General features: G+C 72.6%; 20 protein-coding genes. 1 reads left to right on the top strand and 19 read right to left on the bottom strand.

Annotation, left to right across the window (positions count from 1 at the left end; all coding sequences use genetic code 11):
• Positions 1–31: 31 nt before the first annotated feature.
• From ACFYPH_RS05605 to proS, 12 genes are all read right to left on the bottom strand, one after another.
• Complete coding sequence (locus tag ACFYPH_RS05605; RefSeq protein ID WP_007075222.1) at positions 32–355, bottom strand: DUF2469 domain-containing protein; 324 nt, start codon at positions 353–355, stop codon at positions 32–34.
• Positions 352–1,164 carry a ribonuclease HII gene (locus ACFYPH_RS05600; RefSeq protein ID WP_354856383.1) on the bottom strand — a complete coding sequence of 271 codons (813 nt, stop codon included), beginning with the start codon at positions 1,162–1,164 and terminating at the stop codon, positions 352–354. Before ACFYPH_RS05600 ends, ACFYPH_RS05605 begins: the two co-directional genes overlap by 4 nt.
• Positions 1,158–1,631 carry an NUDIX domain-containing protein gene (locus ACFYPH_RS05595; RefSeq protein WP_354856384.1) on the bottom strand — a complete coding sequence of 158 codons (474 nt, stop codon included), beginning with the start codon at positions 1,629–1,631 and terminating at the stop codon, positions 1,158–1,160. The genes ACFYPH_RS05600 and ACFYPH_RS05595 overlap by 7 nt, the downstream gene beginning before the upstream one ends.
• A 49-nt stretch (positions 1,632–1,680) precedes the next feature.
• A complete protein-coding gene (gene lepB / locus ACFYPH_RS05590) occupies positions 1,681–2,316 on the bottom strand; it encodes a signal peptidase I (protein WP_354856385.1) in 636 nt (211 codons plus the stop codon).
• A gap of 10 nt (positions 2,317–2,326) precedes the next feature.
• Entirely contained in the window at positions 2,327–3,196 is an 870-nt protein-coding gene (gene lepB, locus ACFYPH_RS05585) for a signal peptidase I (RefSeq protein ID WP_354856386.1), read from the bottom strand.
• Between the two features lie 181 nt (positions 3,197–3,377).
• Complete coding sequence (gene rplS / locus ACFYPH_RS05580) at positions 3,378–3,734, bottom strand: 50S ribosomal protein L19 (RefSeq protein ID WP_354856388.1); 357 nt, start codon at positions 3,732–3,734, stop codon at positions 3,378–3,380.
• Between the two features lie 143 nt (positions 3,735–3,877).
• Positions 3,878–4,651 carry a tRNA (guanosine(37)-N1)-methyltransferase TrmD gene (gene trmD, locus ACFYPH_RS05575; protein ID WP_387179209.1) on the bottom strand — a complete coding sequence of 258 codons (774 nt, stop codon included), beginning with the start codon at positions 4,649–4,651 and terminating at the stop codon, positions 3,878–3,880.
• A 9-nt stretch (positions 4,652–4,660) separates the two neighbouring features.
• Positions 4,661–5,215 carry a ribosome maturation factor RimM gene (rimM, locus tag ACFYPH_RS05570; protein WP_354856392.1) on the bottom strand — a complete coding sequence of 185 codons (555 nt, stop codon included), beginning with the start codon at positions 5,213–5,215 and terminating at the stop codon, positions 4,661–4,663.
• Positions 5,215–5,448 (bottom strand): RNA-binding protein, encoded by a 234-nt coding sequence (locus ACFYPH_RS05565; protein ID WP_013284588.1) that lies wholly within the window; start codon positions 5,446–5,448, stop codon positions 5,215–5,217. The genes rimM and ACFYPH_RS05565 overlap by 1 nt, the downstream gene beginning before the upstream one ends.
• A gap of 1 nt (position 5,449) precedes the next feature.
• On the bottom strand, positions 5,450–5,965 hold the full coding sequence (rpsP, locus tag ACFYPH_RS05560; RefSeq protein WP_354856395.1) for a 30S ribosomal protein S16: 516 nt from the start codon (positions 5,963–5,965) through the stop codon (positions 5,450–5,452).
• A gap of 230 nt (positions 5,966–6,195) precedes the next feature.
• Entirely contained in the window at positions 6,196–6,852 is a 657-nt protein-coding gene (locus tag ACFYPH_RS05555) for a DUF402 domain-containing protein (RefSeq protein ID WP_387179204.1), read from the bottom strand.
• 1 nt (position 6,853) lies between these two features.
• Positions 6,854–8,260 (bottom strand): proline--tRNA ligase, encoded by a 1,407-nt coding sequence (proS, locus tag ACFYPH_RS05550; protein ID WP_355067848.1) that lies wholly within the window; start codon positions 8,258–8,260, stop codon positions 6,854–6,856.
• A gap of 255 nt (positions 8,261–8,515) precedes the next feature.
• Here proS and ACFYPH_RS05545 point away from each other — a divergent pair, with 255 nt between their 5' ends.
• Complete coding sequence (locus tag ACFYPH_RS05545; RefSeq protein ID WP_363941517.1) at positions 8,516–9,121, top strand: TetR family transcriptional regulator; 606 nt, start codon at positions 8,516–8,518, stop codon at positions 9,119–9,121.
• 417 nt (positions 9,122–9,538) lie between these two features.
• Here ACFYPH_RS05545 and ACFYPH_RS05540 read toward each other — a convergent pair whose 3' ends face one another.
• From ACFYPH_RS05540 to ACFYPH_RS05510, 7 genes are all read right to left on the bottom strand, one after another.
• Positions 9,539–10,618 carry an amidohydrolase family protein gene (locus ACFYPH_RS05540; RefSeq protein ID WP_387179200.1) on the bottom strand — a complete coding sequence of 360 codons (1,080 nt, stop codon included), beginning with the start codon at positions 10,616–10,618 and terminating at the stop codon, positions 9,539–9,541.
• Positions 10,619–10,636: 18 nt separating this feature from the next.
• Positions 10,637–11,215: a Uma2 family endonuclease gene (locus ACFYPH_RS05535; RefSeq protein ID WP_354856403.1), complete on the bottom strand. Its 579-nt coding sequence runs from the start codon at positions 11,213–11,215 to the stop codon at positions 10,637–10,639.
• A gap of 68 nt (positions 11,216–11,283) precedes the next feature.
• Positions 11,284–12,837 (bottom strand): signal recognition particle protein, encoded by a 1,554-nt coding sequence (gene ffh, locus ACFYPH_RS05530; protein ID WP_354856405.1) that lies wholly within the window; start codon positions 12,835–12,837, stop codon positions 11,284–11,286.
• 126 nt (positions 12,838–12,963) lie between these two features.
• Positions 12,964–13,620: a response regulator transcription factor gene (locus ACFYPH_RS05525; protein ID WP_234590136.1), complete on the bottom strand. Its 657-nt coding sequence runs from the start codon at positions 13,618–13,620 to the stop codon at positions 12,964–12,966.
• Entirely contained in the window at positions 13,617–14,783 is a 1,167-nt protein-coding gene (locus tag ACFYPH_RS05520; RefSeq protein ID WP_387179197.1) for a sensor histidine kinase, read from the bottom strand. The genes ACFYPH_RS05525 and ACFYPH_RS05520 overlap by 4 nt, the downstream gene beginning before the upstream one ends.
• An 84-nt stretch (positions 14,784–14,867) precedes the next feature.
• Positions 14,868–17,144 (bottom strand): [protein-PII] uridylyltransferase, encoded by a 2,277-nt coding sequence (locus ACFYPH_RS05515; protein WP_387179194.1) that lies wholly within the window; start codon positions 17,142–17,144, stop codon positions 14,868–14,870.
• A 16-nt stretch (positions 17,145–17,160) separates the two neighbouring features.
• Positions 17,161–17,499 carry a P-II family nitrogen regulator gene (locus ACFYPH_RS05510; protein ID WP_007456507.1) on the bottom strand — a complete coding sequence of 113 codons (339 nt, stop codon included), beginning with the start codon at positions 17,497–17,499 and terminating at the stop codon, positions 17,161–17,163.
• Positions 17,500–17,509: the final 10 nt, after the last annotated feature.

Below are 17,509 nucleotides of genomic sequence, written 5' to 3'. Positions count from 1 at the left end.
GATGGGGGGACCGTGGCGTGGCCGAGGGTCGTCAGCCGCCGAAGCCGGAGTCGGCGGGCAGCGAGATGTCGGGCTTCTCCAGCTCTTCGACGTTGACGTCCTTGAAAGTCATCACTCGGACGTTCTTCACGAAGCGGGCAGGACGATACATGTCCCACACCCAGGCGTCGTGCATCTCGACCTCGAAGTAGACCTCGCCGTCGGAGTTGCGCACGTGCAGGTCGACCTGGTTGGCCAGGTAGAACCGGCGTTCCGTCTCCACCACGTAGGAGAACTGGCGGACAATGTCGCGGTACTCCCGGTAGAGCTGCAGCTCCATCTCGGTCTCGTACTTTTCGAGATCTTCCGCGCTCATCGCACTCCGCCTTCCATGACCACATCTTCCCCCACCGGCGCCGGAGGCCGAGGCTGCTCGCCCAACGCCACGCCGACGGTACCCCCTGACGCCCAGGAGCGCTCCATCGGCTCGTCCGACGCCGGGCCGACGGGCCGTCGGGCGCGCGGCGGCCGGCCGTCGCGGCCGGAGACCGCTGCGACATTGACGTACGAGAAGCGGTGCTCCCGGCACGGCCCGTGCTCCCGCAGCGCCGCGCTGTGCTCCGGGGTGATGTAGCCCTTGTGCTCGGCGAAGCCGTACGCCGGGAACACCCCGTCCAGCTCCACCATGATCCGGTCGCGGGTGACCTTGGCGAGCACGCTGGCCGCCGCCACACAGGCGGCCACCCGGTCGCCCTTCCACACCGCCAGCCCCGGCACGCCCAGGCCGTCCACGCCGAAGCCGTCGGTCAGCACGTACTCCGGTCGGGTGGTGAGTGAGGCGAGCGCCCGGCGCATGGCGGCCAGGTTGCACACGTGCAGACCCCGGGCGTCGACCTCGTCGGCCGGAATGACCACCACGGCGTACGCCAGGGCGCGGTCCACGACCTCGGCGTACACCCGCTCCCGGCTGGCCGGGGTGAGCAGCTTGGAGTCGGCCAGCCCGTCGATCTCGCCGCGTCGCCCCTCCGGCAGCACCGCCGCGGCGGCGACCAGTGGGCCGGCGCAGGCGCCCCGGCCGGCTTCGTCGGCGCCAGCCACGTGCCGGAACCCGCGCCGTTGCAGCGCCCGTTCCAGCGCGTAGAGGCCGGCCTCCCGGCGCACGACGGTGCGCGGCGGGGTCAGCACGACGCCTCGACGGCCGGCGGCAGGAGCCGGGCCAGCAGGTCGGGCAGCTCGGGCGGGTAGTACCGGTCGCCGCTGGCGGCCAGCTCGGCCGGCAGCCACCAGCGGTGACCGGCGATGCTGCGCTGCTCGACGTCGTTGAAGCCAACGGTGTCGACCTGCCACGACGGCACCCGGAGCAGGAAGAAATCCTGCTCCTGGCGGTACCAGTCGCCGTCGAACGGAAACTCGGTCGTGTCGGACCAGACGGGCTCGCCCAGCTCGGCGGGATCGACCCGCAGCCCGGTCTCCTCGGCCAACTCCCGTGCCGCGCCGGTCGACGGGGACTCCGCCTCGTCGAGCCCGCCGCCGGGAGTGAACCAGTAGCGGTGCTCCGGGCGGGCCGGGTCGAAGCCCTGAAACAGCAGGACCCGGCCGGCCGCGTCGACGAGCAGCACCCGCGCCGCGCGTCGAGGGGTGTAGACGGTCACCGCACCAGCCTGCCAGACGTGCGGCCGATCGCCCATGCCCCCGCCGGTTCTACGGCTTTCCGATGCCGTCGAACTGATCGGGCACTGTCAGCCAGGTGGCCCGGTTGACGGGCCAGAAGACGGTGAACGCCCGCCCGACCACCTCGCCCTCGGGAATCGTGGCCTCGGTGATGTTCTGGTTGGACTGCTGCCAGTGCTCCAGCGAGTCACCCGAGGCCGACCGGTGGTCGCCCATCACCCACAGCCGCCCCTTCGGCACGGTGATGTCGAACTCCTGGTCGGCCGGCTTGTCGCGGACCCCGTCGATCGAGAAGATGTACGGCTCGTCGAGCGACTTGCCGTTGATCATCAGCCGTTCCTGTGCGTCGCAGCAGACCACGTGGTCGCCGCCGACGCCGATCACCCGCTTGATGAAGTCCTCACCGTCGGGGTTGCCGCTCCACTCGGTGGGCGCCTTGAAGACGATCACCTCGCCGCGGTGCGGCGATCGGAAGTCGTAGACCAGCTTGTTGACCAACACCCGGTCATCGATCTTGAGAGTGTTCTCCATGGACGGAGAGGGGATGAAGAAGGTCTGCAGCACGAAGGCGCGGACCAGCACCGCGACCAGGATCGCCACACCCAGCAGGATCGGCAGCTCCTTCCAGAAGGAGCTGCGGGGCTTGTCGGTCTGCTCGTCAATCACGCCAAGGAGCCTACGTTGCCGGGCCGGACGGCACCGTCCGGAACGCGCGGGAACCCCTCAGCGCGGCCATCAACGGGAAAATCAGCAGCACACCGCCCTGCGGGGACGGACGGACCGGGGGCGCCCCGGAGGAGGCGGCAGCCGGCGCGGCCACGTCGTCGAAGGTCGAGGGCACCGACAGCGCGGCCCAGCGCGACGACGGCCAGACCACCATGAACGCCCGGCCGACCACGTTGTCGATCGGCACCGGCCCCTGGCAGCGCGCGTCCTGGGAGACCTCCCGGTGGTCGCCCATCACGAAGATCTGACCCGGGGGTACGACCACCTCGTCGAAGCGTCGGGAGCGGCACTCCTGCGGATTCGGTGGCAGATCCAGCGGGGAGTCGCGCAGCACGTACGGTTCGTCGAGCGGGGTTCCGTTCACGGTGACCCGACCCTGGGAGTCGCAGCACTTGACCCGGTCACCGGGCAGGCCGATCACCCGTTTGATGAAGTCCTTCTCGCCGGGGCGGCTCACCCCGACCAGGTCCCCGACGGTGCGGGCGACCTTGCCGGCGAACCCGGGCTGCGGCTGTTCGTCGACCTGCGGCGCCCAACGGTCGGTGCCCCGGAACACCACCACCTCGCCGCGCACCGGGTCACGGACGTCGTAGACGACCTTGTTGACCAGCACCCGGTCGCCGATCAGAAGGGTGTCCTCCATCGAACCGGACGGGATGAAGAACGCCTGGAGCAGGAATGTGCGGATCAGCACCGCGAGGCAGAACGCGACCACCAGCAGCAGTGGAAGCTCCTGCCAGAGGGGCATCTGCCGGCGGCCGCGGCGCACCCGCCGGCGCCACGGATCGACGGTGCCGTCCTCGTCAAGCGTCTGCACCACGCCACTCCCCGGTCCGCAGAAACACCACCGCCCGGGAGCCTCGTCGAGGCTCCACGGGCGGTAGTGGACAGCTGCCCGCCACGAAGGCGGGGCCGCCGCCTGGCTGCGCCCGTACGACCAGGGTAGTGCGGTCTGGTCGGTACGGCATACGCGCAGCTCAGGCGGCGTGGCGAGCGGGAAGTCAGCTGGGCTGCTTCTCCCGCTTCTCCTTGATCTTGGCCTTCTTGCCGCGCAGCTCGCGCAGGAAGTAGAGCTTGGCGCGACGCACGTCACCGCGGGTCACGATCTCGATCCGGTCGATGCCCGGGCCGTTGAGCGGGTAGGTCCGCTCGACGCCGACGCCGAAGCTGACCTTGCGGACCGAGAAGGTCTCGCGCAGACCGTCACCCTGGCGGCGGATCACGACGCCCTGGAAGATCTGGACACGGGACCGGTTGCCCTCGACGACCCGCGCGTGCACCTTGACGGTGTCACCGGCACGGAAGTCGGGAAGGTCGGTCCGCTTCGACTGGGCGTCAAGGGCGTCCAGGATGTTCATCGCTGCGTCCTCGTAAGGCTCACGGCGCACCGTCACTCGGTGCGCGGGTGGGTGATTCTGATTCCCGGGTGGTGGTCGGCGGGCCGACCCCGGTCGGGGATCCTCGCAGCCGCCCGCGGGCGCGGACGGATGCGGCAACCCCCCTACTTTGCCACATCCCCCGGCGGTGGCTGAAATCCGGCCCGCTCCAGCGCCGCGATGTCCCGTTTGTCAAGCCGCTCGGGCGGCAGCGCGGCCAGCAGGTCCGGGCGCTGGGCCGCGGTCCGCAGCAGCCCCTCCTCGCGCCGCCAGCGCGCGATCTTGCCGTGGTCGCCGGAGCGGAGCACCTCCGGGACGTCGTGCCCGCGCCAGCTCGGCGGCTTCGTGTAGATCGGAGCCTCCAGCAGCCCGTGCGCGTGCGACTCCTCGTCCAGCGAGCCGGCGTTGCCCAGCACCCCGGGCAGCAGTCGGGTGACCGCCTCCAGGATCACCAGCACCGCGACCTCGCCGCCGAAGAGGACGTAGTCGCCGAGCGACACCTCGGTGACCGGCATCCGGGTGGCGGCGTGCGCCAGGACCCGCTGGTCGATCCCCTCGTACCGGCCGCACGCGAAGAGCAGGTGCGGCTCGGCGGCCAGCTCGTGCGCCATGGCCTGGGTGAACGGCACGCCGGCCGGCGACGGCACGAGCAGCCGGGGCGGCGGGGCCTCGGCCGGGGCGAGCGCGTCCAGCGCCGCACCCCACGGCTCGGGACGCATCACCATGCCCGGGCCGCCGCCGTAGGGGGTGTCGTCGACCGTGCGGTGCACGTCGTGGGTCCAGGTCCGCAGGTCGTGCACGGCGAGCTGGAGTACGCCGTTGGCCCGCGCCCGTCCGATCAGCGACAGGTCCAGCGGGGCGAAGTACTCCGGAAAGATCGACACGACGTCGACGCGCATGGGGTGGTCCTAAAGATCGAGCAGTCCGGCCGGCGGGTCGACGATCACACGTCCACCGGCCAGGTCGACCTCCGGAACGATCGCCCGGACGAACGGGATCAGCGCGGTACGTCCCTCGGGGCGCCGCAGCACCAGCAGGTCGGACGACGGCGCGTGGTCGATGCGGGCCACCTCACCCAGCTGCTCACCGGTCGGGGTGACCACGGCCAGCCCGACCAGCTGGTGATCGTGGAACTCCTCCGGATCCTCCGGAGGCTCCACGTCGGCGCTGTCCACCACGAGCAGCGTCCCGCGCAGCGCCTCGGCGGTGTTGCGGTCCAGGATGCCCTCGAACGCGATCAGCACCCGGCCCTGGTGGAAGCGGGCTTCCTCGATGGTCAGCTTCGCGGGAACCCGGAACGGCACGCCCGGCTCATCGGCGGCTGAAGGGGGCGTCGCCCCCGGCTCAGTGCGCAGCACTGCACCGGGGGCGAACCGTGCTTCGGGCTCGTCGGTCCGCACTTCCACGGTGACCTCACCGCGGACGCCGTGCGGCTTGCCGATCCTTCCGACGACGAGCTGCATCAGTACGAGTCGACGATGTCGACGCGTACGCCGCGCCCGCCGATGGAGCCGATCACCTGGCGCAGCGCCTTGGCGGTCCGGCCGGACCGCCCGATCACCGTGCCGAGGTCCTCGGGGTGCACGCGGACTTCCAGCCGCTTGCCCCGACGGGAATCGACCATCCGCACCCGGACGTCATCCGGGTGATCGACGATGCCCTTGACCAGGTGCTCCAACGCCGGACGCAGAGGCATGTCAGGCCTGCTCACCGGCGTCGGCGGTGGCAGCCGGAGCCTCGGCCGGAGCCTCGGTCTTCGGCGCCTCGGCCGGAGCCTCAGCCTGCGGGGCCTCGGCGGGCGCCTCAGCCTTCGGAGCCTCGGCGGCCTTCGCGGCCTTCTTGGCCGGCTTGGCCGGGGTCTCCGGGGCCAGCCCGGCGGCGGCCTTCGCCTCAGCCTCGTACGCGGCCCTGCGGTCGACCTGCTCGGCCTTGACCTTCAGCGGCGGCGGGGCCGGCAGGCCCTTGTACTTCTGCCAGTCACCGGTCAGCTCCAGCAGCCGCTGCACCGCCTCGCTCGGCTGGGCGCCGACGGACAGCCAGTACTGGACCCGCTCCGACTTGACCTCGATGATCGAGGGGTCTTCCTTGGGCTGGTAAACCCCGACGAACTCGATCGCCCGACCGTCACGCTTGGTGCGCGAGTCGGCGATGACGATGCGGTACTGCGGGTTGCGGATCTTGCCCATCCGCAGGAGCCGGATCTTTACGGCCACAGTTGTTTCGCTCCTGTTGCGATCTCACCGGCCCGTACGGGGCGGTGTGCATGGGTGAGCGCCGACCGGACCCGTGGGGTTGGGCCGGAGACTACTCGGTGGACTGGCAACGCGCCCGGGTTAGAGGGCGCCGAACGCGCGCCGGATACCAGCGACCCATTCTGCCAGATCCGATGCCGATCGCACGCATCGGACCCGGACACCGCGTCACCGGTGACCCGGAACACCTCTCACCGCACCGGTGGGCGGTCCCACCCGGGCGGAAGTTCGTCCGGTACGTCCCAGTCTGGCGGCGGTGCGAAGTCGCACCAGGTGCCGTCGAACGGGAATTCACCCGCCTCGGCGAGCGCGATCACCCGCTCCCCCTCGGCGCGGACCGCCTTCTCGTCGGTCACCCAGTAGTCCTCACCGAAGGCGAGACGCTCGACGAACTCGTCCTCGTCCTTCCACTGCCAGGTGCGGTCCGCGGCGACCAGCACGTCGAGATCCTGGTCGATCACGTCGACGCCGGCCACCGCCCCGTCGTCCCAGCGCACGCCGGGCTCCTCCAGATTGACGTACCAGTGGCTGAACCGGCCCGCCGCGTCGCGGAACCACCAGACGGAGTGCGCCGCGCCGGTGGGCAGGAACTTCAGCAGCGGTGGTCCGTTCCAGCGCACCTGTGCGAGCTGGAACGTCGGCGTGATCCAGTCGGCGAACGGCAGCCCTCGCATGGTCAGGCCGACCTCGTTCACCTCGTGGGCCACCGGCGAGCCCTTCGCGATCCAGAGCAGCAGCCCCCGCTCGTCGTCGAGGACGACCCGCGCCGGCCGGACCCACCCGATCCGCCCCCGCCGCACGTTGCGGTGCAGGATCAGCCGACCCGGCTCGAAGCGGTCGACAGTCACCTCAGTAGGCGCGAGCGAGGATGGCGACCAGGTCGGGCTCGTCCTCCGAGTCCGGCACCGAGCCGTCGGCGCGCAGCAGACAACGCACCGTCACGCCCTGGCCGTTCGCCTCGGCCTCGCCGGCCACGCCGACCGCCGACCACGGCACCTTGGCCCAGCCGGTGGCCGCCGCCTCGATCGCCTCGGCAAGCGTCGACACCTCGACGGTGCGCGACTCGCGGTGCGCGAGGGCCTGGTCGTGCAGCGCCTGCTGATCGGCCTCCAGCGCCGCCAGCACCGCGCCGACCACGTCGGCCACCGGCGTCGGGGACTTCGACCCGTCGGTACGGCGGACCACCGTCGCGTTGCCGACGGCCAGGTCGCGAGGGCCGACCTCGACGCGTACCGGATAGCCACGCAGCTCGGCGTCGACGGCCCGGCGGCCGAACGCGGTGTCGGTCCGGTCGTCGAGCGCGACCCGGACACCGGCGTCGCGCAGGCCGTCGCGCAGCTTGGCCGCCGCCTCGGCGACGCCCTCGCCGGCCTTGACGATCATGATGTACGCCTGGATGGGCGCCAGCCTCGGCGGCACCCGCAGGCCGTTGTCGTCGCCGTGCGCCATGATCAGCCCGCCGAGCATCCGGGTCGACGTGCCCCAGGAGGTCGTCCAGGCGTGCTCGCGACCGCCCTCCTTGGCGGAGTAGCTGATGTCGAACGCCTTGGCGAAGTTCTGGCCCAGCTCGTGGCTGGTGCCCAACTGCAACGCCTTGCCGTCACCCATCATGCCTTCGCAGGTGTACGTGGCGGTGGCCCCGGCGAAGCGCTCACGGGCCGTCTTCAGGCCCACCACCACCGGAATGCCGAGCACGTTGACCATCAGATCCTCGTACGCCTCGTGCAGGATCCGCCGCGCGTAGGCGCGGGCATCCTCGCGGGTGGCGTGCGCGGTGTGCCCCTCCTGCCAGAGGAACTCGCTGGTCCGCAGGAAGATCCGCGGGCGCAGCTCCCACCGGACCACGTTGGCCCACTGGTTGAGCAGCAGCGGCAGGTCCCGGTACGAGTCGATCCACTTGGCCATGAACTCGCCGATCACCGTCTCGCTGGTGGGGCGCACCACCACCGGCTCGGCGAGCTGCTTGCCGCCACCGTGGGTGACGACCGCCAGCTCCGGCGAGAAGCCCTCGACGTGCTGGGCCTCGCGCTTCAGGTAGCTCTCCGGGATGAACAGCGGGAAGTACGCGTTCTCCGCGCCGGCCGCCTTGATCCGGGCGTCCATCTCGGCCTGCATCCGCTCCCAGATGGCGTAGCCGGCCGGGCGGATGACCATGGTGCCGCGGACCGGGCCGTTGTCGGCCAGCTTCGCCTTGGCGATCAGGTCCTGGTACCAGCGGGGGAAGTCCTCCGCACGGGGAGTGAGCACGCGTGCCATGACCGCACATCCTATGCGCCACGCGGGGCCCCGCCGCGCCCGGGAGGCGCCGCGCCGCGCGACGTGCCCTCCGCGCGGCGGCAGGGCCCGGCACCGGCCGGTCCGGCGACATGCGCTGGGCAGGCGCTGAGCGGAGCCCACGGCGGATGCCGGTCGGGTCGACGGCGCGCGCCGGACAGGTCGGCGGCGCGCGCTGGGCGGGGCCCGCGGCGGGTGCTGGGCGGGTCGGCGGGGGGACCGTAGAATTCGACCACCATGACTGCGACGACCGACTCACCACGCCAGCGACTGCGGGACACGATCGTGGACGCCGCGCGCGCACGGACCATCGCCGCCGGCTGGGACGCGGTCCGCATGGGTGGCGTGGCCACCACGGCGGGGGTCAGTCGGCAGACCGTCTACAACGAGTTCGGCAGCAAGGCGGGCCTCGCCGAGGCGCTCGCCCGGCGCGAGGTGGACCGGTTCGTCGGCGACGTCCGAGAGGCGTTGCTCGCGCACGGCGCCGACGTACGGGCCGGCGCGTACGCCGCGATCGCCCACACCCTCGCCACGGCGGCCGACAACCCGCTGGTCAAGGCCATCCTCACCAGCGCCCGGGGCGGCTCGGACGAGCTGCTCCCGTACCTCACCACCCGGGCCGAGGTGGTCCTCACCGAGGCGTCCGGCGCGCTGATCGAGTGGGCCGGCGACCACCTGCCGGGAGCGGACCAGGAAGCGTTGGCCTTCGCCGCCGACACGATCGTCCGCCTGGTGGTGAGCCACATCGTGCTCCCCCGCTCCCCGATCGACCAGACCGCCACGGCCCTGGCCGACCTGGCCGTGCACCTCTTCACCGCCGCCGCCACCCGCCCGCCCCGCTGACCCTCCCACCCCGCGTCCCAGCGCCCCGCGCCGCGCCGTCCGTCGCGCGCCGCATCTGGCCCCTCCACGTGCCGCACCGTCGCGTCGACGCGTCGTCGCGCCCACGCACCCCCGACGCCCCCGACGCCCCCGCGCCACGCGCCAAGATCCGCACAACATCGGTGATGTTGCTGCCTCCGGCGAACGTGAGGCAGCAATATCAGGGAAGTTGCGCGGATCTTCCCTCGTCGACCTCTCCGCCCGGCAAGATCGTGCTCGATCCTGGTTGTAGTGGCATCCCCACGACGCCGAGGCCCCTACTTCCTGGATCCAGCACGATCTTGCGGTGGGCGCGGCACGGCCCGGCCCGGCGTGACGCGGCCCGACGCCGCCCGGCGCGGCCCAGCGTGACGCGGCCCGACGCGGCGCGGCGTGGGGTCAGCGGAGAACTCGGCCGCGCAGGATCGTGCGGGACGGAGCACGAACGACGCGTAGGTCGTGGCGGGGGTCCTCGGGGTAGACGGTCAGGTCGGCGAGGCCGCCCTCGACCAGGCCGGGGAAGCCGAGCCATTCGCGGGCGCCCCAGGACGCGGCGGCGAGCACGTCGATCGGCGCCAGGCCGGCGCGCTCGTGCAGCAGCATCATCTCCTCGGCGGCCAGCCCGTGGTCGATGCCACCACCGGCGTCGGTGCCCACGTAGATCGGCACGCCCGCCTCGTGCGCGGCCCGCACCACCTCCGGGAAGCGGTCGCGCAGCGCGAGCATGTGCTCGGCGTAGCCGGGGAACTTGCCCCGCGCCTGCTCGGCGATGCCCCCGAAGGTGGCGATGTTGATCATTGTGGGGACCAGCGCGGTGCCCTGGCGGGCCATCTCGTCGATCAGGTCGAGGCTCAGCCCGGTGCCGTGCTCCACCGAGTCCACCCCGGCCCGCACCATGATCTCGACGGCGGACTCGGAGAAGGTGTGCACCGCGGCGCGTACCCCGGCGTCGTGCGCGGCCCGTACGGCGGCGGTGAGGGTGTCGGCGTCCCAGGCGGGCGCGAGATCGCCCACGCCCCGGTCGATCCAGTCACCGACCAGCTTCACCCAACCGTTGCCGGCTCGGGCCTGCGCGGCCACCGTCGCCGCCACCTCGGCCGCGCCGACCTCGACGCCGATGTCACGCAGGTAGCGCTTCGGAGGCGCGACGTGCCGGCCGGCGCGGGCCAGTCGCGGCAGGTCCGGTTCGTCGTCGAGTTCGGGGTACGGATACGGCGAACCCGCGTCACGGATCGCCAGCACACCGGCGTCCCGGTCCACGCGGGCCAGCTCGCGGGCCTGGTCGAGGGAGGTGATCGGGGCGCCACCGCGGGCGATGCCGATGTGGCAGTGCGCGTCGACCAGCCCCGGGAGGACGAACCCGCCGTCGACGACCGTCTCCGCCCCGGGCACCGGGGTGAAGGTCACCCGGTCGCCGACCAGCCAGAGATCCCGGACCTCGTCGTCGGGGAGCAGCACGCCGCGCACATGAAGAGCCATGCGCACAGTCCTACCCGATCACCTCTTTGCCCGTTCGAGGACCTCCTGTCGGCGGCGCGTCCACGCCGGCAGGTCCAGTGTCACCTTCCACGGGCGGTCGATCGTGACGAGGCCATCGGTCTCCACGCTGGGCTCGTAGCCGCCCTTGGGGCTGAGCAGCAGTTCGGTGAAGGTGACCTTCTCCCGCAACGGGTCGATCACCCAGTATGCGGCGACGCCTGCATTGGCGTAGATGCGCACCTTCTCGTGCCGATCACGAATAGTGGAATCGGGCGAGATCACCTCGACCGCGAGGAGAGCGTCCTGCACCGGCACGGGTGACCTGTTGGCCTGCTCGACGCGGATGACCACCACGTCCGGCCGTGGCTCGTTGCGGCGGTCGATCGAGAGCGACTGGTCCATGCTGACGAAGAAGTCGTCCGGGCAGGCGAGTTCCAGGGCGAACATGACTCGACCGCAGATGAACTGGTGCAGCGGCGTGGGGGACGGCACGATCAACCTTCCGTTGATCAGTTCGTACGGAAGGTCCTTCGGCAGATCACCGAGGTCGTCGACCGTCCACTCGTGCCGTTCGGGCAGGATCGGGGCAGCGGTCATGACATCTCCTTCCAAGGGGCGACGTCACCCTAAGCGCCGGAAACGTCGCCCGCCGTCACCGACACGCGTCAGCGCGGGCCCTTGTCGCCACCCTTGCCGAGCTTGTTGAAGTCGATCTTCGGGAGCTTGAAGCCGGGCGGAAGGCCCTGGCCGCCCGCGAGGTCGTTCGGGTCCATCCCCGGCGGGAGCTGCGGCATGCCACCCGGGAAGCCGGCCGGCATGCCGGCGCCCGTACGCGGACGACCGCCACCCTTGGTGCCCTTGCGCTTGTTCTTCGGGGACTTCGTCGCCTTGCGCCGGCCACCGCCGGGCAGGCCCATCATGCCGCCCATCTGCTTCATCATCTTCTGCGCGTCGGCGAAGCGGTTGAGCAGCTGGTTGACGTCCATCACGGTGACCCCGGAGCCGTTGGCGATGCGCGCCCGGCGGGAACCGTTGATGATCTTCGGGTTGGTCCGCTCGCCCGGGGTCATCGACCGGATGATCGCGGTGACCCGGTCGAAGTGACTGTCGTCCAGCTCGGCGAGCTGGTCCTTCATCTGCCCCATGCCCGGCATCATGGCCAGCACGTTGGCGATCGGGCCCATCCGCCGCACCGCGATGAGCTGGTCGAGGAAGTCGTCCAGGGTGAACTGCTCGCCGCCCATCAGCTTGGCGGTCATCTTCTCCTTCTGATCCGAGTCGAAGGCCTGCTCGGCCTGCTCGATCAGAGTGAGGACGTCGCCCATGCCGAGGATCCGGCTGGCCATCCGGTCGGGGTGGAAGACGTCGAAGTCCTCCAGCTTCTCGCCGGTGGACGCGAACAGGATCGGCTGCCCGGTCACCTCGCGCACGGAGAGCGCGGCGCCACCACGGGCGTCGCCGTCGAGCTTGGAGAGCACCACGCCGGTGATGCCGACGCCGTCGCGGAACGCCTCGGCGGTGCGGACGGCGTCCTGACCGACCATCGCGTCGATGACGAAGATGACCTCGTCCGGCGAGACGGCGTCGCGGATGTCGGCGGCCTGCTGCATCATCTCGGCGTCGATGCCGAGGCGGCCGGCGGTGTCGACGATGACGATGTCGCGGGCCGCGCGCTTCGCGTGCTCGATCGAGGCGCGGGCCACCTGCACCGGGTCACCGGTGCCGTTGCCGGGCTCCGGGGCGTACACCTCGACGCCGGCCCGGCCACCGAGCACCTGGAGCTGCCCGACGGCGTTGGGGCGCTGGAGGTCGGCGGCGACCAGCAGCGGCTGGTGCCCCTGGGCCTTGAGCCAGCGGGCCAGCTTGCCGGCGAGGGTGGTCTTACCGGAGCCCTGGAGGCCGGCCAGCATGATCACCGTGGGCGGCTGCTTGGCGAACTGGAGCCGTCGGCCCTCGCCGCCGAGCACCTTGATCAGCTCTTCGTTGACGATCTTGATGATCTGCTGGGCCGGGTTGAGCGCCTGGGAGACCTCGGCGCTGCGGGCGCGCTCCTTGACGGCCGCGATGAAGCCCTTGACCACCGGCAGCGCGACGTCCGCCTCCAGCAGCGCGAGGCGGATCTCGCGCGCGGTGGCGTCGATGTCGGCGTCGGTGAGCCGCCCCTTGCCGCGGAGCTTGGTGAAGATCCCGGACAGGCGGTCACTCAAGGTGTCAAACACACGAACATCCCGTTTGTCAGTGTTCCGGCGGGCACAACGCGGCCGGCACTGCGGAGTCCGGCCACCGCTAGGGTAACCGCCCAGCCGCGGGGTTGCTTCCGCCCGGCCCGGCCCGCTTCCCGGGCCTCACCCCGACACCAGACCCGACTGGTACGCGAAGACGACGAGCTGGGCCCGGTCCCGGGCTCCCAGCTTGCCCATCGCCCGGCTGACGTGGGTCCGAGCGGTCGCCGGGCTGACCACCAACCGGGCGGCGATCTCCTCGTTGTTCAGGCCCTCACCGACCAGGCCGACGACCTGGCGCTCCCGGTCGGTGAGGGTGTCCAGCCGCGGGTGCGGACGGGGTGCCCTCGACGGCCGGGTGGCGAACTCCCGCACCACCCGCCGGGTCACCGACGGGGACAGCAGCGCCTCTCCCTCGGCGACCAGCCGGATGGCGCGCAGCAGCTCCGGCGGCCGGGTGTCCTTGGTGAGGAACCCGCTCGCGCCGTGCCGCAGCGCGTCGAAGACGTACTCGTCCAGCTCGAAGGTGGTGAGCACCACCACCCGCGTGCCGGTCAGCTCGGGGTCGGCGACGATCCGGCGGGTCGCCTCGATCCCGTCGATGCCGGGCATCCGGATGTCCATCAGCACCACGTCCGGCCGAACCTGGCGGGCCAGCTCCACCGCCCGCAGCCCGTCGGCCGCCTCGCCGGCGAGCGCCAGGTCGTCCTCGCTCTCCACCAGCGCGCGCAGCCCAAGGCGGACCAGATCCTGGTCGTCGGCGATCAGCACCCGGATCACGCGGGCGGCTCCACGGGCAGCCGGGCCCAGACGCGGAATCCGCCGTCCGGGCGCGGTCCGATGGTCAGCCGCCCGCCCAGCGCGGCCACCCGCTCCCGCATACCGGCCAGACCGTGCCCTCCGGTCTGGCCGTCGGCCGCGTCGAACGGGCCGGCGGCGGCGCCGACGCCCCGGTCGGTGACCTCGACGGTCACCTCGTCGGCCCGGTAGCCGACGGTCACCTCCGCGCTGGTCACCCCGGCGTGCCGCAGCACGTTGGTCAGCGCCTCCTGCACCACCCGGTACGCGGCCAGGTCCACCGCCGCCGGCAACTCCCGAGGGTCGCCGTCACGGCGCAGGTCGACGGCGAGACCGGCACCGGCCAACCGTTCGCACAGCGCCGGGAGCCGGGCCAGTCCCGGCACCGGTTCGCGCTCCGCGCCCCGGCGCACCGCGCCCAGCGTGACCCGGAGTTCGTCCAGCGCCTCCCGACTGGTGCGACCGATCGCGGTCAGCGCGACCTCCGCCTGCTCCGGCCGTTTCGGCAGCAGATGGAGGGCGATCTCCGCCTGCATGCTGATCGCGGCCAGCCCGTGCCCCACCACGTCGTGCACCTCCTGAGCGATGCGCAGCCGCTCCTCGTCGGCCTGCCGCCGGGCCTGCTCGACACGATCGCGGGCCTGCTCGGCGCGGCTGCGGGCGGCGGCCTCGCGGTTGACCCGCACGACCACGCCCGCAGCGAAGGGTACGACCGCCCAGGCCGACGCGGGGAGCACTCCGGCCCAGCCCGGCGCCGGCCCCCGGGACCAGAAGACGTGCGCCAGCAGCACCACGAACGCGCCGGCGGTGGCGAGCGCCGCCGGGCGCACCGGCAGCCGCACGGCCACGGTGTACACCGCGATCAGGAAGGTGAGCAGAATCGGCCCGTACGGATAGCCGAGCACCAGGTACGTCGTGGTGGCCACGGTGACCACGACGAGGGTGCTCACCGGGGCGTAGCGGCGGCCGACCAGGGCCAGCGCGGCGACCGCCATGAGCACCCGGCAGAACCCGTCCACCGGCCTCGACCCCGGCTGGTTGACCCCCGCGAGCCCGGTGGCGAGCTGCCCGAACCCGAGCAGCGCCAGGGCGAGCACGGCGTCACCCACCGCGCCCGGCCACGCCCGCCGCCCGTTCCATCGCATGGCCGTCATTCTGCCCGCGCCGACGCCCCCTGACGTGCGTCCACGAGCGGCACCGCCGCTACGCCCCGGGACGTACCCAGCCACTCAGACGGCGGCGAGGACTGCGGCCTCCAGGCGGGCCCGGGTGGCGTCGTCCGGCCAGCCACCCACCAGGTAGAAGGCGTCGACCACGTCGGCGCCGAGGGTGGAGATGCGCGCGGCGCGGACCAGGGCTCCCGCCTCGTCGAGCGCGCAGGCGACCCGGTAGAGCAGCCCGGCGGCGTCGGCCGCGCGAAGTTCGAGCAGCACGGCGTCGGTGGCGGCCTCGCGGTGCCAGACGACCCGGGGAGCGGCGCCGCTGCCCCGGGCGGCGAGCGCACGGCCGCGCAGCCGTTGGGTGACGGACACGTCGCCGGCGACCGCGCGACGTAGGTCGGCGCGCAGCGGGACCGGATCGGCCGGCAGGCCGTAGCGGGGTTGCACCCGGCACTCGACCAGGGCCCGGCCGTCGACCACGGAGGCGTCCGCGGAGAGCACCTCCAGTCGGTGCAGGGCCAGGCAGCCGGCCACCGTGGCGAGCAGTCCCCGCCGGTCGGCGGCGGCCACCGCCACCCGGTCCCCGGTGAGGTGCACGACCGGCAACGGCCCGGCCAGCAGCATCGGATCGGGCGCGGGTGGCTCGGGCAGCACGCCGGTGTCCAGGGCGGTGCGGACGCGGGCGACCAGCTCGGCGACCAGTCGTCCCTTCCAGTCCGACCAGGCTGCGGGGCCGGTGGCCGCGGCGTCCGCGCGGACCAGCGCGTGCAGCAGGTCGAGCGTGCCGGTGTCCCCCACCGCCTCGGCGACCGACGCGATGGTGACCGGGTCGGCGAGGTCCCGGCGGGTGGCCACGTCGGGCAGGAGCAGGTGCAGCCGGACCAGCGTGCCGATCAGCTCGACCTCCGGGCCGGGCAGCCCGACCCGGGTCGCCACCGTCTCGGCGAGCGGCACCCCGACGGTGCTGTGGTCACCGGGCAGGCCCTTGCCGATGTCGTGCAGCAGGGCGCCGAGCAGCAGCAGGTCGGGGCGGTCCACCTCGCGGGCGTGCCGGCTGGCCTCGTGGGCGGCCTGCACGAGGTGCCGGTCCAGGGTGTAGCGGTGCACCGGGTTGTGCTGGGGCAGGCTGCGCAGTCTGGTCCACTCGGGCAGCCAGCCGTCCACCAGCCCGTACCGGTCGCAGGTCTCCCAGGCCGGCACCAGGCCGGGACCGGCGCCCAGCAGCGTGGTCAGCGCGGCCCGGGCCTCGGCCGGCCAGGGCGCGGGCAGCGGGGGGCAGTACGCCGCCAGCCACTCGCAGGTGGCCCGCGCGATCGGCAGCCGGGTCGTGGCCGCGGCGGCGGCCACCCGCAGCGACAGGCTCGGGTCGGGGCGCGCGCCGATCGCCGTCCGGGCCAGCACCAGCTCCCCGTCGTGCTCGACCACGTCCCGGGCCACGGGCCGGCGGACGGGACCGCCGTTCCCGCTCCGGGAGCGGCCGGAGCGCAGCCGGTCGGCGGCGCGGAAGGCGTCGTCGAGGGCGTGGCTGACCGTGCGCGCGTCCCCGGCCACCCGACGCAGGAGGGCGTCGCCGTCCTCCACCCCGAGCAGCGCGGCGACGCCCTCGCGTTCCTGAGCGACCAGCCGGTCGACCCGGCGACCGACCTGCTGGTGCAGGGCGTCGCGGGTGTCCAGCAGGCGCAGGTGGGCGGCGCGGACGGCGGGGCGCAGCGCGTCGGTGATCCCCGCCGCGGAGATGGCGCGCAGCAGCCCGACGTCGCGTAGCCCGCCGGCGGCCTCCTTCAGGTCGCCTTCGAGGAGGAAGGCCAGCTCGCCGTGCGCCTGCCAGCGGGCGACGGTGACCTCCCGCAGGCCCGGCAGATGGCGGACGGCGGTACGCCGCCAGTGATCGGCGGCGGTGCGGATCAGGGCGTCGGCGAGCGCCTGGTCGCCGACCACCAGGCGGGCGTCGAGCAGCCCGAGGGCGACCTTGACGTCGTCCTGGGCCACCGAGAGGGCCTCGGAGACGGTCCGCACCGAGTGGTCCAGGCGCAGGCCGGCGTCCCAGATCGGGTACCAGACCGAGGCCGCCAACTCGTCCGTGCCGGGCACCCCGGCGTGCAGCAGCACCAGGTCGAGGTCGCCGTAGGGGGCACACTGCCGCCGCCCCAACCCCCCGACGGCTATCAGGGCGACCCCGTCGCGCGCCGGCAGCAACCCGCGCAGAAACTCGTCGTACGCGGCCGCCCGGGCCCGGCGGGCGGCCTCCCCGATCCCCCCAGGTACGCCGACGACCTCGTTGATCAAGAGGTTCGCGTCGCCGTTCCCGGCGTGCCCTGACGCGTTCTTCTTGATCAACGAGGTCATGTCGTCGTGGCCCGGATCAGAGGGCGTCGAGGCCGCGCTCGCCGGTACGCACCCGGACGACCTCCTCGACACCGGTGACCCACACCTTGCCGTCGCCGATCTTGCCCGTGCGGGCGGCGCCGACGATGGCGTCCACGATCTTTTCCACGTCGATCTCGTCGGTGAGCACCTCGACCCGGATCTTGGGCAGGAACTCGACCGTGTACTCGGCACCCCGGTAGACCTCGGTGTGCCCCTTCTGCCGTCCGTACCCCTGAACCTCGCTGACGGTCAGCCCGGCCACGCCCAGGGCGTGCAGAGCCTCCTTCACCGCGTCCAGCTGGTACGGCTTGATGACCGCGGTCACCAGCTTCATGTCCAACCCC

Source organism: Micromonospora sp. NPDC005252, from assembly GCF_042872475.1.
GTDB lineage: Bacteria > Actinomycetota > Actinomycetes > Mycobacteriales > Micromonosporaceae > Micromonospora.
The sequence above is the reverse complement of the archived record's forward strand: the minus strand, read 5'-3'. Positions and strand labels throughout refer to the sequence as shown.

Coding starts and splice junctions, on each gene's coding strand:
- ACFYPH_RS05605 (WP_007075222.1), bottom strand. CDS start 355: ATGAGCGCGGAAGATCTCGAAAAGTACGAGACCGAGATGGAGCTGCAG.
- rplS (WP_354856388.1), bottom strand. CDS start 3,734: ATGAACATCCTGGACGCCCTTGACGCCCAGTCGAAGCGGACCGACCTT.
- trmD (WP_387179209.1), bottom strand. CDS start 4,651: ATGCGCGTCGACGTCGTGTCGATCTTTCCGGAGTACTTCGCCCCGCTG.
- rimM (WP_354856392.1), bottom strand. CDS start 5,215: ATGCAGCTCGTCGTCGGAAGGATCGGCAAGCCGCACGGCGTCCGCGGT.
- ACFYPH_RS05565 (WP_013284588.1), bottom strand. CDS start 5,448: ATGCCTCTGCGTCCGGCGTTGGAGCACCTGGTCAAGGGCATCGTCGAT.
- proS (WP_355067848.1), bottom strand. CDS start 8,260: ATGGCACGCGTGCTCACTCCCCGTGCGGAGGACTTCCCCCGCTGGTAC.
- ACFYPH_RS05545 (WP_363941517.1), top strand. CDS start 8,516: ATGACTGCGACGACCGACTCACCACGCCAGCGACTGCGGGACACGATC.
- ACFYPH_RS05540 (WP_387179200.1), bottom strand. CDS start 10,618: ATGGCTCTTCATGTGCGCGGCGTGCTGCTCCCCGACGACGAGGTCCGG.
- ACFYPH_RS05535 (WP_354856403.1), bottom strand. CDS start 11,215: ATGACCGCTGCCCCGATCCTGCCCGAACGGCACGAGTGGACGGTCGAC.
- ACFYPH_RS05520 (WP_387179197.1), bottom strand. CDS start 14,783: ATGCGATGGAACGGGCGGCGGGCGTGGCCGGGCGCGGTGGGTGACGCC.
- ACFYPH_RS05515 (WP_387179194.1), bottom strand. CDS start 17,144: ATGACCTCGTTGATCAAGAAGAACGCGTCAGGGCACGCCGGGAACGGC.
- ACFYPH_RS05510 (WP_007456507.1), bottom strand. CDS start 17,499: ATGAAGCTGGTGACCGCGGTCATCAAGCCGTACCAGCTGGACGCGGTG.